The sequence below is a fragment of the Paenibacillus mendelii genome, from assembly GCF_024498075.1.
Taxonomy (GTDB): domain Bacteria; phylum Bacillota; class Bacilli; order Paenibacillales; family Paenibacillaceae; genus Paenibacillus_Z; species Paenibacillus_Z mendelii.
In genome coordinates this window covers 140,629-158,302 of the sequence record NZ_JANHOF010000002.1, presented here as the reverse complement: position 1 = coordinate 158,302, position 17,674 = coordinate 140,629, and the positions used below count along the sequence as shown (strand labels likewise).

Below are 17,674 nucleotides of genomic sequence, written 5' to 3'. Positions count from 1 at the left end.
TTATGAAGAAATCATTTTCTTTCATCATGTGCTTCATGCTCTTACTCTCAGGAACAATCACCTATGTATACGCAGAGCAGACCGATCCGCCGCCGGATCCGGCTGCCGCGAATGTCATTACAGCCACAGCGCCCAGCGGAAGCACGCTAGCCATAACGGCCGTCAACCGTCCGATTCAAACGGTCAACGACGTGATCTTGTATACGCGGGATAACAGCAGTCCCGTAACCGATTCGAATGAATGGTCCACGGCAGCAGTCGCCGATTACGTCGATGGCGGCTATGTCGTGACGGCCATTAAAGATAAGGAAGGCGCCGTTAACATTCCGCGCAACGGCTTTGTCCTCTTTGCCAATAACGACAGCGGCCAATGGGTGTTGAGCAACCTGCAGGTCGGCGATGCGGTAACCATCAGCGGTTACGACCTGCCGGAGCCCGTTACGGGCCAGCTGCTCGTATTGGAGGACGGCACCGGGATAACCGTTGATGCAACAGATACGGAACGCCAGACGGACCATACCACGATCTATACAACCCGATATGGCAGCTTTACGAAGCCTTTCGGGACCGATACCGTGGAATATATCATCTCCGGAGGCGTGGTCGTTGTCGTCAATACGAACGGTCAGGCGGGGACGTACATTCCGGCAACGGGTTATGTCGTCTCGGCGAGCGGGACGGCTGTGGAAGCCTTGGCCGGCCTGGTGGTCGGGCAATCGGTGCAGTCGTTCAATCTCGACATTCCGATTCTGCCGGCTTCCTATGCCAAGGTCAACGGCACTGCTGTCGGCATCGACAAAATCAACGGAGGACGCGGATTGGCCGAGGTGGTCCTTTATCAGCCATCCTACGGCTCCTCGACCCGGGCGAATGCTTGGGGGATGGAGATTACCGTGGCGGATAACATCGTGACGAGGGTTGTTGCGATTACAGCCGACGCTTCGGGCAACTTTATCGACAACAACTCGCCGATTCCTGCGAACGGATATGTATTGTCCATTCAAACGGCCAGTCCATTCTATAACGAGCTGAACGGAAAAGTAGCGGCGGGAGACAGCGTGGAGCTCGTACTCGACACATTAGCGTACCGGGCTGGGAAAATCGGCTACGATGCGGTCAATCCGCGCACGCGGGAGGATAATCCCGGCGGCTGGCACGATCCGACCAATACGCCATACCCGGGCCTGCGCGGCCCTGATCAGCTCATCATCTATGACAGCGGCTATGGCCAGCAGCGGACAGGTACGAACCCATGGGGCAATGAAATCGTCGTGAATGCCGGCGGCAAGGTCATCAGCAACGGCGGCAACGACAATGTCATTCCGGAGGGCGGATTCGTCGTGTCCGGCGTTGGGACGACAGCCGCTTGGCTGTCGAATAACGTCTGGATCGGATCCACCGTAACGCTTAATCAGGCGAGCAAGCAGGTCGTGTTTATTTATACGCCGGAATCGTATGCCGATAAAGCCGAGATCGCGATAGCCCAGGCGGAGCAAGGGCTGTCGGATTCCCGCAGCCGCTTCCTTGACGTGCCATACGAACAAATCGAGCAGAAGCTCATCCATGTCAAGGCAACGCTCGATCAAGTAAGGAGCAAGCTGGCGGGCAGTTCCTATGACGGCTTGATCGAGCTGCTGAATACGCTGGACCGCGATGTGACCGATGCCAATTTCATGAATTTCGAATCGCGCAAGGTCGAAACGCGGGGGTTGTGGCTCCGCCCAAAAGAAACGAATATCGAGCAGGTGCGAGAGCATTTGCAGAAAATCAAATCCGCCAACATCAACTCGATTTATTTGGAGACGTGGTGGGACGGACATACGGCATTCCCGATTACGAATCCCGATACGGCGTTAAACCCGATTTATCAAGGGTTTGACGTTCTTCAGGCATACATCACGGAAGGAAAGAAGCTCGGGATCGAGATTCTTGCCTGGGTGGAAAATTTCTATGTCGGTCAAAATCACGTCAGCCCGGTATACGTCAACCATCCCGAGTGGACGATGGTCAGCAAGCAGGGCGACCTCTACGACGATATTAACGGCGAGAAATTTTATTTCATCAACCCGGCGCTGCCCGAAGCGCAGGAATTCGTCCTCTCCATCTATAAGGAAATGGTCCGTAAATACGATGTGGACGGCATTCACCTCGACTTTGCCCGTTATCCCGATTCCGGCGACTACACGAACGACTTCTCGTATGACACCTATACGCGGAGCCTGTTCCAGAATGAATATGGCGTCGATCCGATCGGCATTAATCCGGGCGATCCGTTGTGGGAAGCCTGGACCAAATTCCGCAGCGGCATAATCGATTCCTTTGTCGGCCGCATCGTAGAAGAAGTCATGCCGCTCCGTCCGGGCATGAAGCTGACGGCCGCAGTATGGCCGAATTATGAGGAAGCGCCGCAGAAGGTGCTGCAAAATACGAAGGCGTGGCTGGACAAAGGCTACATCGATCACCTGTTCCACATGTCCTATGTGCCGGACCCGTCGCTGATCGTCGCCGATGCGCAAAATTCGCTGCGGCTGGCTGACGGAAGAGCGTTCGTAAGCTCCGGCGTCGGCACCTTCATTAATCTGACCAAATCGGTGCTCGCCGAGCAAATCAGCCAAGTGAATGAAGCTGGTGTATCGGGAAGCGCGCTGTTCGAGTTCGAGTCGCTGTTCAACAACGGCTATGACCGTGAGCTGAAGCTGGGCTTGTATCGCACGGAAGCCATCATGCCGGATTACGTGACCTCGAAGCCGCTTGTCACCATCCTGAAGGAAATGAAGCGGAAGATCGACGAGGTGTATGTACCGCTCGGGGGAATGGATCGGCAGACGGCGAAGAAGGTGAAGGATGACCTCGAAGATGCCGCAAATAAAGCGAAGGATGACCGCAAATTTAGCCGCGGCTCGGCGAAGCAGGCCGGCAAACGGCTGGATAAGCTGGAGAACAGCATTCAGCTCTCCAGCTCCATTCAGCCGGAGGTGAAGCAGCGGATGTACGCCGACATCGCTTACGCCCGGAACATCCTTGACATTTTCAACTCGAAATTAAAGAACTAATAAGTTCAACTAAAGAAGCTCCTTGAGGTAACCGTCTTCCAAACGGAGGCAAAGGCGATCAATGATGGCTTGAGGTTCATGTTCCAGGAACGGAGTCACATTCCGGCGGATTTCGGAAATAGTCGAATAGAACGCGTTGTTGAAGACATCGCCTTCAACCATTCTCACACCTTCAACCAGATTGAATTGCGGGCTGTACGGGACTAGAAGTCGATGGATTTCCCCGATTTCGAGTTTATATATCGGCGAGCGCGCGCTCGCCGACGATGGCCGGGAGCAAGGGGGATAGCACGGCAATAATCATTGGATGCGAAGCGTTAAAGCGTTCTCCCTCACTGAACGAGAAAACAAACAAACCGCAGGCTTGCTCCCGGAATACCAGGAGCAGCCTGCGGTTTGTTCGTTCGATATATGTACACGAAGGGGAAGCGAAGGAATCAGCGGACCGTAGTCTATACTTGGTCCGGTTTTTCTTAGTTGTATCCATAGGTTGCGGCTTCACGGCCTATTTGGGGCTCGTTCGCCGGAATCGGGTGGGGGTGCAGCCGACTTTTTTCTTAAACAAACGCGAGAAGTAGTACAAGCTGGAGAATCCGCAGTCGTGGGCGATAATCTCGATGCTCTGACTGCCCGCGATAAGTCGGACTTTGGCTTCCTCCAGACGTTTCCCGATGAGTTCGTCCTTCGGCGTCGCATGGAAAAATTTCTGGTATAGCACACCGAACCGATCGGGACTTAAGTTCAATGTTTCGGCCATTTTCAGAATCGTCCAGGGCTTGTTGTACGTGCGATGAAAAAGGGCTCTAGCTTCCGCAAACTGAGGCAAAAGCTCTTGCTCCACGGGAGTCAAGCGCTTCAAGTCGTCTGCATCCCGGCGGGATCGTCCAATCGCGAGGAACATTTCCTCGACCTGCAGGCTGATTTTATCACGGTAGTACGGTCTTCGCTGGAATAGCTCCTTCTTGATCGCCTTCAGGTAGGGGGAGATCATGCCGGCTTCTCCGGTCGGAATGATTTCGTTCAATGGCAATTCGTATTTCGACGCCAGTTCTCCTACCGCTTCTCCCACTAAGTGAATCCAATGGTTTCGAAAACCGCGCTGCTGCCCTGCCGGCGTTCCATGATGCTGCGGGAAGGCGGGATCGTGCAGGATGATATCACCCGGCCTGCCGGTCTCGATCCCTCGTACGGTTCGAGAAAAATAGCCGGTCGTGAAGCCCATCAAAACATAGGAATCGAAGCCGTGCGGCCGATCGACAACGAAGGAAGGTTCGTGCGGGGTATCCAGATCAAGCAGCTTGACCGTGATCGCAGCGCTCATCGTTTCATATCCTTTCGTTCAAATGTTCCTTTCCATGATAAGCGCTTCGAAGGCAAAGGAAAAGTGCAAATATTCAAAGCGTAAGTTTATTTTCATCCAGAATAATCCTGATAAGATGAGAGTGAGAGATGGAAGAAGTGCAAGTGATTAAGGAGGATCGAAACTCATGATGGAGAGCAAGCGGCTGCTTGGCGGCAAGCGAATCGTTTTTGTGGCTGGGGAAGATGAATATTCGTCCGAACAGACGTTGCAACAGCTTCTAAAGGAAGCGGAGGAGCAAGGGGCAGAGACCGAATTTCTCCAGGCGGAACCGGATCCGCGCGAATCGTCCAATCTGCCGGGGCTGGAGAATCTGAAGGACGCCGATCTGGCTGTCTTTTACCTGCGATTCCGAACGCTGCCGGAGGAGCAGTTCCGCCATATTCGCGAGTATGTTGAAGCCGGCAAGGCGATAGTGGCATTCCGTACCAGCACGCACGCCTTTCAATATCCGGAAGGGCATCCGCTTGCGGATTGGAATGACGCCTTCGGCATCGACGTGCTAGGGGCGCCATGGATCCGGCACTTCGGACATAGCTCGTCGACCGAGGTTGCAGTCGCTTACGGGGCAGAGAAGCACCCGATTCTTGATGACGTGCCTTCGCGTTTCACCGTAAGGTCGTGGCTGTATCACGTCCTGCCTTACCCGCTGGAGGGCGCAACGATCCTGCTGAACGGATATGCGGTTTCCCCAGAGCTGACGGACTGTCCGAAGGATGCACCGCGCATCCATCCGGTGGCTTGGACGAGAACGAATAAGTGGGGGGGACGAGTGTTTATGACGACAATGGGACATCCGGAGGATTTCGAGGTTCTGTCTTTCCGTACGCTCGTTCGCAACGGAATCTCATGGGCGGTCGGTCTGACAAACGAGAAGAAGGAAGGGTCAAAGTCATGAAAATAGCAGCCATAACGGGCGAAAAGCAAGCGGTCCTTATTGACAAAGAGCGGCCGGCCTTGCGCGACGGCTGGGCGCTCGTCAAAATTCACGCGGCTCCCATGTGTGCGGAGTACAAGGGATTTCTGCAAGGCCATCAGAGTCATTGTCTCGGCCATGAGGCGGCCGGGGAGGTCGTAGAAGCCGCACCCGGCAGCAAGGTAGCTGTAGGCGAACGCGTCGTCGTCATGCCGCAATATCCGTGCGGCGAGTGCGACCTGTGTGCAGCGGGTGACTACATTTACTGCGAAAATAACATGCCTCACGCGGAGCCGACGATGGCTCAATACATCGCCAAGCCGTCATGGCTCCTTCCCCGTATTCCGGACGGAGTGAGCTATGAGCGGGCATCGCTCGCTTGCTGTGCGCTCGGTCCTTCGCATGGAGCGTATACACGAATGAATGTGAGCGCGTTCGATACAGTCCTTATCACCGGCCTCGGTCCCGTCGGTCTTGGCGCCGTGCTGACCGCGAAATACCGGGGGGCTCGAGTGATCGGAGTCGAGATGAACGATTACCGCGCTGATCTGGCGCGCCGCCTTGGCGCCGATCATATCATCGATCCGCGGGACGGGGACGCCGCGGCGCAGATTAAAGCGTTAACGAACGGTAAAGGCGCCGATTGCGGAATGGACTGTTCCGGTGTCGTCTCCGCGCACCGACTGCTGATCGATACGGTGAGACGAAGGGGCCAAATCGCGTTCGTCGGCGAATCTTATCACGAAACCCCGCTGCATATCAGCAGCGACATGCTGCGCAAGGGGTTGACCCTGATCGGCTCCTGGCATTACAACTTGAACGTTTTCCCGAATATTATGAAGATGATTAGAAATACTTCCGAATCGCAGCTTGATTGTCTTGTCACCCATACCTTCCCCATGAGCCGGATTCAGGAGGCATTCGAGGTGTCGGCTTCCGGCCAATGCGGAAAAATAATAGTGAAGCCTTGGGAGTGACGGCATTATGAAGATAGGTATGAATTTGCTGCTTTGGACGGATAGACCGAATCCCGGCGAGCACGGGCAGCTGCTGACGCAAATCCGCGATTGGGGCTTCGAAGGCGTCGAGTTCCCAGTCGACGGGCTCGCCGCAGCGGATGCGGCTGCTTTTGCAGTCAAGCTGGATGAGCTCGGTCTCGGCTGCACGGCCATCTCCGCGCTGGATGCGCAGGTTGCCGACCCGGCGAGCCGCGAGCCGAGACTGCGTAGTGGCGCCGTGGAGATGCTCAAGCGCGCGATCGACAATACCCGGACGCTCGGCGCGGAGGTGCTGTGCGGGCCTCTTTTTCAGGGACTGGGGCGGTTCAGCGGAAGAGGTCCGGAGGCTGACGAATGGGCGTATGCGGTAGAGACATTACGGAAGGCCGGGGAATATGCACGGCAGGCGGGCGTAACGCTAGCGCTTGAACCGCTTAACCGGATCGAGATGTACATGGTGAATACACTGCGGGATGGCGCGCATTTCGTGCGCGAGGTGGATTTGCCGAACGTGGGCTTGCTGGCGGATACGCATCACGGCAATATCGAGGAGAACGATGTCGCCCTGGCGTGGAGGGAGGCGGCACCCTATCTTCGCCACGTCCATATCTCAGAGAATAACCGAGGCGTGCCCGGAAGCGGTCATGCCGTACCGGCGGAAATTTTCGGCGTTCTGCAGGAGATAGGTTACAACAAGTGGGTAACGATTGAGGCGTTCAATCAGTCGGTGCCGGGTCTGATCTCGAGACTGCATCTTTGGCGGGCTTATGCGGAGCATCCGGAAGATGCCGCGCGTCTTGGGATTCAATATATTCGCCGCTTCGTGAAAGCCGGGTCCGAGAGGAGGAGATAGCTTGCCGAAGGTAACGTGCAACGGGATTACGATGCACTATCAGGAGCGCGGAAGCGGTGCTCCTCTTGTGCTTCTGATGGGTCTTGGCGCGGACGCCTCACTATGGGAGGAGCATGTTTGCGCGTACGAAGACCGCTATCGCTGCCTGCTCGTCGACAACCGCGGCGCCGGCGATACGGATAAGCCCGCAGGGCCGTATACGACGGCGGAGATGGCGCGTGACACTTTAGGCCTGCTCGATGCGCTCGGCATCGAGCAGGCGCATGTGAGCGGGATCTCAATGGGCAGCGCTATCGCCCAGGAGCTGGCGCTGCTTGCGCCGGAGCGAGTAAAGTCGCTTACGCTGAACTGCCCCTGGGCAGCGTGCGACATCTACACGACGCGGATTTTCGAGACGTTTCGCTGCAGTTACGAGCTGCTTTCGAGGCCCGATTTTCAGAAGCTGCTGCAGTTGTTTATTTTCACTCCCGCTTACCATGAACGCCATCTGCCAGACTTGCTGGCGCGCCAGCAAGGAGCGGTGGAGAGCGGCAACCCAATGCCTGTGCATGCATTCCAAGCGCAGTGCGATGCGTGTATCACCCACGACACGGTCCGCCGACTTGGCGGGGTTACCGCCCCGACATTCATTACGGTTGGAGATCGGGATATTTTCACTCCGCTCCAGCTTTCGCAAACGATCACTGAGTTAATGCCATGCGCCGAACTGGTCGTCTTCGAAGGGAGCGGCCATACCCATCATTGGGATCAACTTGTGCGATTTAATGAAATTACGCTGGCGTTTATGAACCAAATTGAAGGAGGTTCCGTATGAGCACGAAAATGAATCCCAAGCTGTCGATCGGCACCTGGGCGTTTGCTTTCGGTCCGTTTGAAGCAAGTCCTTGGCCGTTCCGGGATATATTGCGTTATGCTAGCGATGCGGGTTACGACGGGGTCGAAGTGAACGGCTTCCTGCCGCATCCTGTTCCCGAGACATATGATACGCCGGCGAAGCGGAAGGCGTTGCTGGGCGACATTCAGGCGCACGGCCTAGGTGTGTCCGCATACGCACCCGACTTCCGCGCCGCCCCGCCGGCGGTGGCGGACAAGGCGGCGTATCTGGAGCTGGCCAAGCGCTACCTTGACTTCGCCGGTGATCTGGAAACCGAGCTGCTGCGCGTCGATACTGTCCTGCCGCCGCTTCCGGTCGCGCCTGAGGTGTATGTGGATCGCTTCGCCCGGCTCGTCGATACGTGGCATGCGGCGGCTGAGCTGGCGGCAAGCTTCGGCAAGCGAATCGTCTGGGAGTTCGAGCCGGGCTTCTGGATGAACAAGCCGAGCGAAGCGCTTCGCGCAGTGCGCGAGGTCCGCCACCCTGCATTCCAAGTACTGTTCGATACGAGTCACGCGTATATGAGCGGCGTAATCGGAGCGAGACATGATGGGGAGAAGGAAATTCTCGCCGGCGGGATTGAGGCATACGCGATGATGCTGAGCGACCATATCGGACATTTCCACCTGATCGACTCTGACGGAACACTTCATGACGAAGAGACGAGCACGCATGCCGCCTTTGGCGAAGGGCATATTGATTTTACCCGCTTTCTGCGCGAGACGGGCTACCTCGTCAGCCGCTGCGAATGGTGGTGCGTCGACTTCTGCTTTAATGCCGAAGTTGAAGCGTGGGGGCGGCAAGCAGTACCGTTCATTCACCGGAAAATCAAGGAGGCGGGACTCGGATGACCATGGTTTTCGGTTGCCAGACGTATACGTGGCAAATGTCGTATGCCAAGTACAATGATCGGCTCTCTTCCATTCTTAATATTGTCGGTCGAGCTGGCTTCCGCGGCGTGGAGGCGGAGGTGTGCATGCTCGGGCGCTTCTACGACGACCCGAGCCTGCTGAAGGAGGAGCTCTTGGCTAGAGGGCTGGAACTGTCCGCCCTAACGCTGGCGGAGCCCTGGTTGGGCCTTCGGGAGACAGAGGAAGAGAAGACAAATGCCGATCGGCTGATCCAATATCTGTCGCATTTTCCGAGCGCGAAATTAATACTTGTTCAGCTTCCGGGGAAGGACCGCTCCCGGCTGCTGGAGAGACAGCAATCGGCTATATCCTGCGCAAATACCGTTGCGAAGCGCGCCTGGGAGACGGCTGGTCTCGTCTGCGCTTATCACCCGAACTCCCCCACCGGCTCGGTGTTCCGATCGGAGGAAGATTATAAAGTGATGTTTGAAGGGCTCGATTACCGCTATATCGGCTATTGCCCGGATTCAGGGCATATCGCACGCGGCGGCATGGACGTGCTCGAAGTATTCCGTACGCAGCTTTCGCGAATCAAGCATGTGCATTACAAGGACTTCGACCTTGTCTCTCGCGAGTGGCGGACGATGGGGCGCGGCAGCTTGCCGCACAAGGACGTGACGGAACTACTGCGTCGGCATGATTACGATGGCTGGATTATGGTCGAAGAGGAATCTGCATTCGCGGAAGCAGAGCCGGATCAGGCAACGCTGGAGAATGGCGCTTATGTGAACCGTGAGCTGATTGTTCCGTAATCGTCCGTGTAATGCAGCTTGATAACGCTCGAACATCTTGCGGTCTTTTTCTTTCTTTCTTTCTTCATACGGCGTTCTAGTTCTTGCTGGGAATCGATTCTCTCCCGTCGATTTAAATTCCTTCCTCTATCCTTACAGGGGACGATCTTTTGTTGAACATATAAAGCAGGTTCAAATCGGAACGAAACAACAAAACCGGTATCCGGAGGAGCTGAGGCTGCCTTCCGGATGCCGGTTTTTTATGGATGAATAATTGCTCAACTGGTAGGCTTGATAGTTAATCGTAATCGTCCATACCGCACCAGGCTTACTTAAGACACCATGTTTACTTCTTCACTATAGCCGCTTTATCGGCCGCCGCCCATTCTGCCCACCTGACTTCATCCGCCTGAAGAAACCCGGAATTCGCCCGCGCTTGAAGGTGATCGTCGACGCCGAACAATCGCAGCAAGCGATGATCGTTATTCGCCCGTGCTTTCCTGATAATCTCCTGAACATTGGGGCCATTGTGGTTATCCGTATGCTTCAACCAGGTCCGATTGTAATACACGCTGAAGAAATATCTGATATTGCCTGATGTATTCGGCGTTCCCGAATGCAGCAAACCATTATGGGTGACGACCACATCGCCTGCTGACATGTGTACGACAACTTCATCCTGATGAGGAATCCCTCGTTCTTCATCCTTCAAGACGATTTCCTTGCGATGGGAACCGGGAATGATGCGAAGTGGCCCATACTCATCCGTCAAGTCCTGCAAATAGCTGATGGCATTAATGGAGAGCGGATGCGTATAGTCCTCACCAAGCGGCACATGTGCCCACCGGTCCCGGTGCCAGCCGCTTACTTTATTCTCCGCCTCTTGCTTGGATATGGATGGAAACCCGGCGAGCGTCAAATTATCCAACTGCACATAGGGTCCCATGACCATCTCGGCGAAATCCAGGATGAGTGGATTGTTGACAGCCGGCAGCATCAGTTTCGGCGCCAGCTCACACGTGTTTGCAAACCACCATTGCTGCTTTACCAAGCTGTCTTCTTGCAATTGCTTATGTTTGCGAATCCAGGAAGCCATTGTGTCCTGATCGTACACGTTTTTGAAAATGGTGTAGCCCTGTTCTTTAAACGCTTTCAAACGCATGTTCAAATCTGGATTTGTTTGTTCCATTTCTAATTCTCCTTTCAAATAGTTCTATTCATTTACATTTCAAAAGTGAGAACACTGCAATAAAACATTTTAAAGAAGGACATTTTACTTTATTAAACTGTCGACAGTTAGATAATACCATCATAGGGCTAAAATGCAATCCTTTTTCTAAATAGGTAATAAAATTGTTGGATTATCAGTTGTTGACAAATTATGGACCCCGTTTTACAATCAGTCTGATAATCTTAACTGTCGACAGTGTTTCGTATTGGCATCTGTGATCGGCATGGATTCGTTCAGGTCAGCCCAGTTCAATACAAGAAGCAATTAACTTCGAATACATCATAGAGGTCAAGAAAAAGCATGAACGAATGTTAAAGGATGGTATACCTCATGGATCTGACTGAACGGAATAGACTCAGTGACAATATCGTTCATAAACTGAGAAAAGCGATACTGCTTGGAGAGTTTGCGCTGGATGAGCATTTGCGGGAGCCTGCCTTGGCGGAACGGTTCGGCACAAGCAGAACGCCGGTTCGCGATGCGCTAATGGTATTGATACGGGAAGGGTTCGTAGCCAAGTTATCAAGTGGCCGCGTTGTCGTTCAGGGTATCTCCTCTGAGGATATTACAAACCTGTATGAGGTTCGCTTTATATTGGAAAGTCATGCGTTGGCGGCTTGGGCGAAACAAATCGAACGGCTGCCGCTGCAGCCATTGAAGAATTGTTTCGAGCGAATGAACCTGAATTTTGTCCGCTCCGGCGAATTTTCCGAACTGGATATGGAATATCACGAACAGCTGATCCGATTAGCGGGAAATAAATCGCTGCTGCAATCCTGGCTTGGCATCGGGGAGACGATTCACTCCATTCTGGAAATCACGAATCAGGGTTATCCAAGAGGCGAGCAAATCGTACAAGACCATTCGAAAATCATCGAGTTTCTGGATCGAAACAAAATTGATGAGGCGGTCGCGACCTTGAAGCAGCACTTGTACGAAGGGCAAATGACGATGGTTGAAACCGTTGAGAAATTAAAAAAGCTCAAAACTCATTCGACAAATCCATAGTTGAAGAGGGTATATCAAGTTAGCATGCTGCAGCGAAAGCGAATACTTGTACAATGACATTCGGAGGGTATGATCATGCAAAGTATTGTCGTGGAACACATTCCGCTTGTATGGTGCGAGCCGGAGCATACCTCCTCCCGCGGAGTGGTCATTTGGCTGCCGGGATTCTCCGGCACGAAGGAGAGCGTCGAGCCTCAGCTTCGAAAATTCGCCGAAGCCGGATTTATCGCAATTGGATTCGACCCTTACCAGCATGGTGAACGCAGGATGGAGCCCCAAGAGGAGCTTGTCAAGCGGATCACGGGTAATATCCGGCGGTACTTTTGGCCGATTCTGACGCTGACAGCTGAAGAAATTCCACGTATTATCGACTGGGCGATTCAGCGGTTCGGAGATTCGGGGCCGATCATGATCGGTGGGATTTCGATGGGGGGCGACATCGCAGTCGTGGCGGCAGGGGTGGATCGCCGCATTGCAGCTGTTTCCGCCTGCCTGGCTACGCCGGATTGGCTAAGACCGGGCAGCCACGAGCCCCCTGGAGCGGCTGACGATTATGCGCTTGCCTGTTATGCGCGGCGCAATCCGTTGACGAATACACAGCTTTACTCGCATCTCCCGGCTATTTGTTTCCAATGCGGGGAACTGGACACCCAGGTGCCGCCGGACGGTGCGGAACGTTTCATTGAAGCATTAGCGGATATTTACCGGAGTTGTCCGGATCGACTCGTCGTGCGGAAGCATTCGGAGGTTGCCCATCGTTTCACAGAAGATATGCTGCAAGAGTCCATTCAGTGGTTTCTGAAAAACTAATTGAACGCTTCCGTTGTTACGTCCCCTTCGTAAAGTTTTCAAAAGAATGGTATTAATGTTGTGAATTCATACAAAGCAAGATAAACGAAGCACACCGGAAACTCAAGCCGACTCATGGCTTGAGTTTCTTTGTTTTGTCTATGTGGGAAACTATGGATGATAGTACAACTTTTTTGGACAATAGTTCCATCATCCCGGTAGAACACTCTTTATAATAGATAAAGCAAGCGCTTAATCTTGTTTATGCATCTATGCGGCTTTATAAAAAGGAGATTTTCTTTATTTATTAAGATGATAAAGAAAAAAACCAATCAAACCAGGTTGATTAGGAGGTGATGCACCTTTCGCGTGATGTAAACGGTACGGTTTATGCTTTTGGGTCGGTCTTCCACATACGACAACAAACTAGGGAGGTTATTGTTCATGCGCAAATTGAAAACGTTTGCAACTGTGATGCTCGTATTTGCATTCATCTTTGTTACGGCATGCTCGGGGTCTGATAAACCTAATAATGATCCAGCAACGAATAAGAATGCAGAAACGCCTAAGAACGATGCAGCTGCTCCGGAGAATACACCGGAACCAAAAGAACCGGAGGAGCCGAAGGTTGATTTGGGCGGACGTGAAATTCGGATTCTGCTCGACGATGCCGAGCAGCGCGGTCTGGGCGGTCCGGTTGAAGGCACGAAGTATGGGGATATGCGGATGGAGAGACAGAAGGAAGTCGAGAAGAAGTATAACGTGAAAATCGTATATGAACCGCTCGCGTATGGGCAGGTCAACGAGAAATTAATTGCGTCGGGGCTGGCCGGTGAACCGGTTGCCGACATCGTTGCCATCGACAAATATTTTGCGATTCCATTGATCAATCAGGGCCTGCTTCGCGAGGTCGGCGATCTATTCGATTTCAACGATTCGAAATGGCCGCAAGGGATTCAGAACTTCGGCGCTTGGAACGGTAAAATGTACGGATTCACCGATTCGGTCAATGCCGGCTCGGGCATTTATTACAACAAGACCTTGTTCAAGCGCGAAGGCTTGCCTGATCCGCATCAGCTGGTCAAAGAGGACAAATGGAACTGGGATACCTTCCTGGACATCTTGAAGAAAGCGACTAAGGATACCGACGGCGACGGCAATATCGATCAGTGGGGCATTGCGAACCATGCTCCAATCATAGCCCGCATTATTATGTACGCCAACAATGGCGCGTTAGTTGAAAACCGCGACGGCAATTGGGTATTCACCGGCGATGAGCCGAATGCCGTTGAAGCGATGCGGTTCCTGTACGACCTGGTCAATACACATAAAGTCATGATGCCGAACAAAAACGGCAACTTCGAGGATTGGGTCGACTCACAAACCGCGTTCCACACCGGCAAAGCGGCTATGGTTACCGGCGAGCTGTGGGAAGCCGGAGGACGCAAGGAAATGACGGACGAATTCGGATTCGTATACTTCCCGAAAGGGCCTAAGGCGACCGAATATGCCAATTCGCTTGAGAATTTCTCGGTCTATTTCATGCCTGCCAACGTGAAGCAGCCCGAAATCGTCGCACAAATCTGGGATGAGCTCGTGCTGTGGGAGGAAACCCGCAACATCCGCAAGGAATTCAACGAGCGCAATCTGCAGGGGGCCGAAGACGTTGAAGCTGCTTTAACGATTTCCGATTGGGTCAATCCGGTGCCTTGGGCCGGTGTAGGCGATATCGGAGGGAACTTGTCTCCTGCGGTATGGAACTTTGTTCGAAACGGCAGTACGCCGGAATCCGAAATGGAAAAAATCAAGCAGCCGGTCCAAAAATCATTGGACGATATCCTGAACAAAGCGAAACCATAACCGATAGCAGGTCGGCTAGAGTTTTAGAATGCTAGAGTGCCGGACAGAAGTGGCCTATCCCCATCTGCCCGCTAGGGGCGGCATAAGCTTGGATGAATGAAGCGCGGATGCTCTTATTACGGAGCGGATGGGGATCACCTTCGGGTACGCCTTGGGACAGTGGTGGAGCAGTTAAGGAAGGAGAGCTGGGCGTGCGGATCTTACAGAGAAAGCATATTGCTGCTGTTTCCATATTCGCGATTGTTGTCGTTTGGATCGTCACCTCTTTCATATCGGCTGATAAGCCGGCAATGAAAGCGAAGGAGCCGGCGCAAGCCGGGACGGAGGCAAACCAGCCGGAAGCTGAGCTGGATATCCCTTCGTCGTCAACACTTCGCTATGAACAGTATATAGCCCGTTATCCGAATGCGGTCCGTCCTGATGGGACTGAGCGGATCGAAGCGGAAGCGTTTGCGGGTACGGAAGGAATGAAGGCGGATATTCTGAATTCATTCGAGCAAGCGGCAAGCCCTGTCGTGCGGACGGAAGAATCGGGATCGATCTACTGGGACATTGAAGTTCAAGAAGACGGGCTGTATCACTTCGGTTTGCGTTATTTTCCGGTTGCCGGGAATAGCTCGCCCATTGAACGGGAATTCCGGATCGATGGTGTACTTCCGTTCGAGGAAGCGAACAGACTCGTTTTTTCGCGGGTATGGCGCAATGAACGGCCGGATGTGCAGCGCGACCGCAACGAGAACGACTTGAGGCCAAGGCAAGTCGAAAGTCCCAAGTGGCAGGACAAGAGCTTTAGCGATGCGGAGAGCTACTTTCAGGAGCCGTTTTCCTTTTATTTGACTAAAGGCATGCACCGGATTGAGCTGGTCTCTCTCCGCGAACCGATGGTGATTGATTATTTGCAGTTCTATCAAGAGAAACAGCTTCCTTCCTATGAGGAGCTTGCCGGCGGATATGACGCGCAGGGCTATAAGGTCACGAATGACGTTATGATCAAGCTGCAAGGCGAAGATGCGCTATACAAATCGAGCCCTTCCCTGTATCCGATCAACGACCGGTCGAGTCCGGGAACGGAGCCTTACCATGTGTCGAAGATTCGGATGAATACAATCGGCGGGATCAATTGGAAAATTCCCGGTCAATGGATCACTTGGGAGACAGACATTCCCGAAGACGGCCTATACGAGATCGGTTTCCGTTATAAACAGAATCTGTCCCGTGGGGTGAACGTCGTGCGCAAGCTGTATATCGACGATCAAATCCCGTTCAAGGAAGCGGAGCAAATCACCTTCCAATACGATGGCGCCTGGCAGGTCGGCGTTGCCGGCTCGGAGGAACAGCCTTACTTATTCTATATGACCAAGGGCAAGCATGAAATCAAGCTCGAGGTGACGATGGGCGGGCTCTCGGAAGTCATCCAATCGGTGCGCAAGAGCATTCAGGATCTAAACAAGCTGTACCGGCAAATTATTATGATTACCGGCACGGAGCCGGATGCCTTCCGCGACTATCAGCTGGAGAAGCTGATTCCGGGAATGGCGGATATGTTTCTGAAGCAGAGTAACTCGCTCGAAGTAGCAGCAGACCGCATGGACCAGTTGATCGGAGGGGCAAGCGAAAGCGCGACGATTCTGCGCACGACATCCTATCAGCTGGGCGATCTCGGCAGCCGGCCGGAGACGCTGACCGGCCGCCTGAAGAACTTCAAGGACAACGTAACATCGCTTGGAACATGGCTGCTTGGCGTCAATCAACAGCCGCTTGAGCTCGATTATTTGTTCGTGAAATCGCCGGATGTCGATACACCTAAAGCGACGAAGGGATTTTTCAGCCGATTGAAGCATGATCTGTTTTCCTTCACGTCCTCGTTCACCGAGAATTACAACAATGTCGGAAGCGGCTTCAAGGATGACTCCGTCGTCGTGTGGGTGAACGGCGGCCGTGATCAGGCGCAGCTGCTCCGGTCGATGATCGATAACACGTTTACACCGGAGACAGGGATCAAGATCGACCTGCAGCTGGTGGACAGCAAAGTGCTGCTGCCGTCGACCTTGGCGGGCAAAGGTCCCGATGTCGCGCTGTCGACGGGAGAGGTCGTCAATTTCGCGATGCGGCATGCACTGGAAGATTTGTCGAAATACCCTGGCTTCGACAGCGTTCGAGAGCGGTTCATGGGCAGCGCCTTCGTCGGCTTTACGTACCAGAACGGCATTTTCGCGATTCCGGAGAAGCAGTCCTTCCCGATGCTGTTCTACCGCAAGGACATTCTAGAGGAGCTCAAGCTGAAGGTCCCCGATACGTGGACCGATTTGTACCATGTCATCCCCGAGCTGCAGAAGCATCATATGCAGGTTGGCATGACGCCAACGCCTGTATTCGAGATGCTCCTCTATCAGAACGGGGGCCAGTACTACAAGGATGAAGGTATAAGGACCGATCTCGATTCGCCCGTCGGAATCAAGGCGTTCAAGAAGTGGACGGAGCTGTACAACAACTATAAGCTGCCGCAGGAATTCGAATTCGTGAACCGCTTCCGGACTGGCGAGATGCCGCTTGGAATCGCGGACTATACGACATACAACACGCTGACCATCTTCGCGCCGGAAATCCGCGGGCAATGGGGCTTCGCTCCTGTACCGGGCGTGCTGGGCGAGGACGGCGAGATACACCGCGAGACGCTGTCGGCGAGCATCGGAACGGTCATGTTCAAGAATACGAAAAACAAGGATGCGGCTTGGAAATTTATCGACTGGTGGACCGATACGGAAGCCCAGGCGACCTTCGGCCGCGAATTGGAAGCGCTCCTTGGCGAATCCGGCCGGTATGCGGCCGCGAACAAGGATGCGATGAAACAGCTGCCCTGGTCAGCCAGGGAGTACAATCAGTTATTGTCGCAGTGGGAATGGGTGCGCGGAATGCCTGATGTTCCCGGCGGTTATTCGCTGACACGGCATGTGCAGAACGCCTTTTATTCGGTGATTAACAGCAAGACCGATCCAAGGGAAACGCTGCTTGATTATGTTCGCACGATTAATGAAGAAATTACGATCAAGCGCAAAGAATTCAAGCTGCCGACAGAGTAGAAGGGAGGGC

General features: G+C 53.6%; 14 protein-coding genes. 11 read left to right on the top strand and 3 right to left on the bottom strand.

Annotation, left to right across the window (positions count from 1 at the left end):
• The first annotated feature begins 2 nt into the window (after positions 1-2).
• On the top strand, positions 3-3,053 hold the full coding sequence (locus NNL21_RS07905) for a family 10 glycosylhydrolase (RefSeq protein WP_204817770.1): 3,051 nt from the start codon (positions 3-5) through the stop codon (positions 3,051-3,053).
• Positions 3,054-3,288: 235 nt separating this feature from the next.
• On the opposite strand, the gene NNL21_RS07900 is transcribed toward NNL21_RS07905, so the two are convergent.
• Both NNL21_RS07900 and NNL21_RS07895 read right to left on the bottom strand, forming a co-directional pair.
• Positions 3,289-3,540 (bottom strand): hypothetical protein, encoded by a 252-nt coding sequence (locus NNL21_RS07900; protein ID WP_204817771.1) that lies wholly within the window; start codon positions 3,538-3,540, stop codon positions 3,289-3,291.
• A gap of 18 nt (positions 3,541-3,558) precedes the next feature.
• On the bottom strand, positions 3,559-4,374 hold the full coding sequence (locus tag NNL21_RS07895; protein ID WP_204817772.1) for a helix-turn-helix transcriptional regulator: 816 nt from the start codon (positions 4,372-4,374) through the stop codon (positions 3,559-3,561).
• A gap of 166 nt (positions 4,375-4,540) precedes the next feature.
• Between NNL21_RS07895 and NNL21_RS07890 the strand changes: the two genes are divergently transcribed.
• From NNL21_RS07890 to NNL21_RS07865, 6 genes are read left to right on the top strand one after another with little or no spacing between them, the layout of a single operon-like run.
• Complete coding sequence (locus tag NNL21_RS07890) at positions 4,541-5,311, top strand: ThuA domain-containing protein (protein WP_204817773.1); 771 nt, start codon at positions 4,541-4,543, stop codon at positions 5,309-5,311.
• Complete coding sequence (locus NNL21_RS07885; RefSeq protein ID WP_204817774.1) at positions 5,308-6,306, top strand: zinc-dependent alcohol dehydrogenase; 999 nt, start codon at positions 5,308-5,310, stop codon at positions 6,304-6,306. The genes NNL21_RS07890 and NNL21_RS07885 overlap by 4 nt, the downstream gene beginning before the upstream one ends.
• 7 nt (positions 6,307-6,313) lie before the next feature.
• The gene (locus tag NNL21_RS07880) at positions 6,314-7,180 is read left to right on the top strand and encodes a sugar phosphate isomerase/epimerase family protein (RefSeq protein ID WP_204817775.1); all 867 of its coding nucleotides are present in this window, start codon (positions 6,314-6,316) and stop codon (positions 7,178-7,180) included.
• 1 nt (position 7,181) lies between these two features.
• Positions 7,182-7,994, top strand: coding sequence for an alpha/beta fold hydrolase (locus NNL21_RS07875; protein ID WP_204817778.1), 813 nt, complete (start codon positions 7,182-7,184; stop codon positions 7,992-7,994).
• Positions 7,991-8,905: a sugar phosphate isomerase/epimerase family protein gene (locus NNL21_RS07870; RefSeq protein WP_204817779.1), complete on the top strand. Its 915-nt coding sequence runs from the start codon at positions 7,991-7,993 to the stop codon at positions 8,903-8,905. Before NNL21_RS07875 ends, NNL21_RS07870 begins: the two co-directional genes overlap by 4 nt.
• Positions 8,902-9,717, top strand: coding sequence for a sugar phosphate isomerase/epimerase family protein (locus NNL21_RS07865; protein WP_204817781.1), 816 nt, complete (start codon positions 8,902-8,904; stop codon positions 9,715-9,717). Before NNL21_RS07870 ends, NNL21_RS07865 begins: the two co-directional genes overlap by 4 nt.
• 325 nt (positions 9,718-10,042) lie before the next feature.
• Here NNL21_RS07865 and NNL21_RS07860 read toward each other — a convergent pair whose 3' ends face one another.
• The gene (locus tag NNL21_RS07860) at positions 10,043-10,885 is read right to left on the bottom strand and encodes a phytanoyl-CoA dioxygenase family protein (protein WP_204817782.1); all 843 of its coding nucleotides are present in this window, start codon (positions 10,883-10,885) and stop codon (positions 10,043-10,045) included.
• A 372-nt stretch (positions 10,886-11,257) separates the two neighbouring features.
• Here NNL21_RS07860 and NNL21_RS07855 point away from each other — a divergent pair, with 372 nt between their 5' ends.
• From NNL21_RS07855 to NNL21_RS07840, 4 genes are all read left to right on the top strand, one after another.
• A complete protein-coding gene (locus tag NNL21_RS07855) occupies positions 11,258-11,935 on the top strand; it encodes a GntR family transcriptional regulator (RefSeq protein WP_204817783.1) in 678 nt (225 codons plus the stop codon).
• Between the two features lie 75 nt (positions 11,936-12,010).
• The gene (locus NNL21_RS07850; protein ID WP_204817784.1) at positions 12,011-12,745 is read left to right on the top strand and encodes a dienelactone hydrolase family protein; all 735 of its coding nucleotides are present in this window, start codon (positions 12,011-12,013) and stop codon (positions 12,743-12,745) included.
• Positions 12,746-13,168: 423 nt separating this feature from the next.
• Positions 13,169-14,584: an ABC transporter substrate-binding protein gene (locus tag NNL21_RS07845; protein ID WP_204817785.1), complete on the top strand. Its 1,416-nt coding sequence runs from the start codon at positions 13,169-13,171 to the stop codon at positions 14,582-14,584.
• A 92-nt stretch (positions 14,585-14,676) separates the two neighbouring features.
• On the top strand, positions 14,677-17,664 hold the full coding sequence (locus NNL21_RS07840) for an extracellular solute-binding protein (RefSeq protein ID WP_204817786.1): 2,988 nt from the start codon (positions 14,677-14,679) through the stop codon (positions 17,662-17,664).
• Positions 17,665-17,674: the final 10 nt, after the last annotated feature.

Excerpts from the sequence above, each read along its gene's own strand:
- NNL21_RS07905 (WP_204817770.1), top strand. The coding sequence starts at position 3 with ATGAAGAAATCATTTTCTTTCATCATGTGCTTCATGCTCTTACTCTCA.
- NNL21_RS07900 (WP_204817771.1), bottom strand. The coding sequence starts at position 3,540 with ATGGATACAACTAAGAAAAACCGGACCAAGTATAGACTACGGTCCGCT.
- NNL21_RS07895 (WP_204817772.1), bottom strand. The coding sequence starts at position 4,374 with ATGAGCGCTGCGATCACGGTCAAGCTGCTTGATCTGGATACCCCGCAC.
- NNL21_RS07890 (WP_204817773.1), top strand. The coding sequence starts at position 4,541 with ATGATGGAGAGCAAGCGGCTGCTTGGCGGCAAGCGAATCGTTTTTGTG.
- NNL21_RS07885 (WP_204817774.1), top strand. The coding sequence starts at position 5,308 with ATGAAAATAGCAGCCATAACGGGCGAAAAGCAAGCGGTCCTTATTGAC.
- NNL21_RS07880 (WP_204817775.1), top strand. The coding sequence starts at position 6,314 with ATGAAGATAGGTATGAATTTGCTGCTTTGGACGGATAGACCGAATCCC.
- NNL21_RS07870 (WP_204817779.1), top strand. The coding sequence starts at position 7,991 with ATGAGCACGAAAATGAATCCCAAGCTGTCGATCGGCACCTGGGCGTTT.
- NNL21_RS07865 (WP_204817781.1), top strand. The coding sequence starts at position 8,902 with ATGACCATGGTTTTCGGTTGCCAGACGTATACGTGGCAAATGTCGTAT.
- NNL21_RS07860 (WP_204817782.1), bottom strand. The coding sequence starts at position 10,885 with ATGGAACAAACAAATCCAGATTTGAACATGCGTTTGAAAGCGTTTAAA.
- NNL21_RS07855 (WP_204817783.1), top strand. The coding sequence starts at position 11,258 with ATGGATCTGACTGAACGGAATAGACTCAGTGACAATATCGTTCATAAA.
- NNL21_RS07850 (WP_204817784.1), top strand. The coding sequence starts at position 12,011 with ATGCAAAGTATTGTCGTGGAACACATTCCGCTTGTATGGTGCGAGCCG.
- NNL21_RS07845 (WP_204817785.1), top strand. The coding sequence starts at position 13,169 with ATGCGCAAATTGAAAACGTTTGCAACTGTGATGCTCGTATTTGCATTC.
- NNL21_RS07840 (WP_204817786.1), top strand. The coding sequence starts at position 14,677 with ATGAATGAAGCGCGGATGCTCTTATTACGGAGCGGATGGGGATCACCT.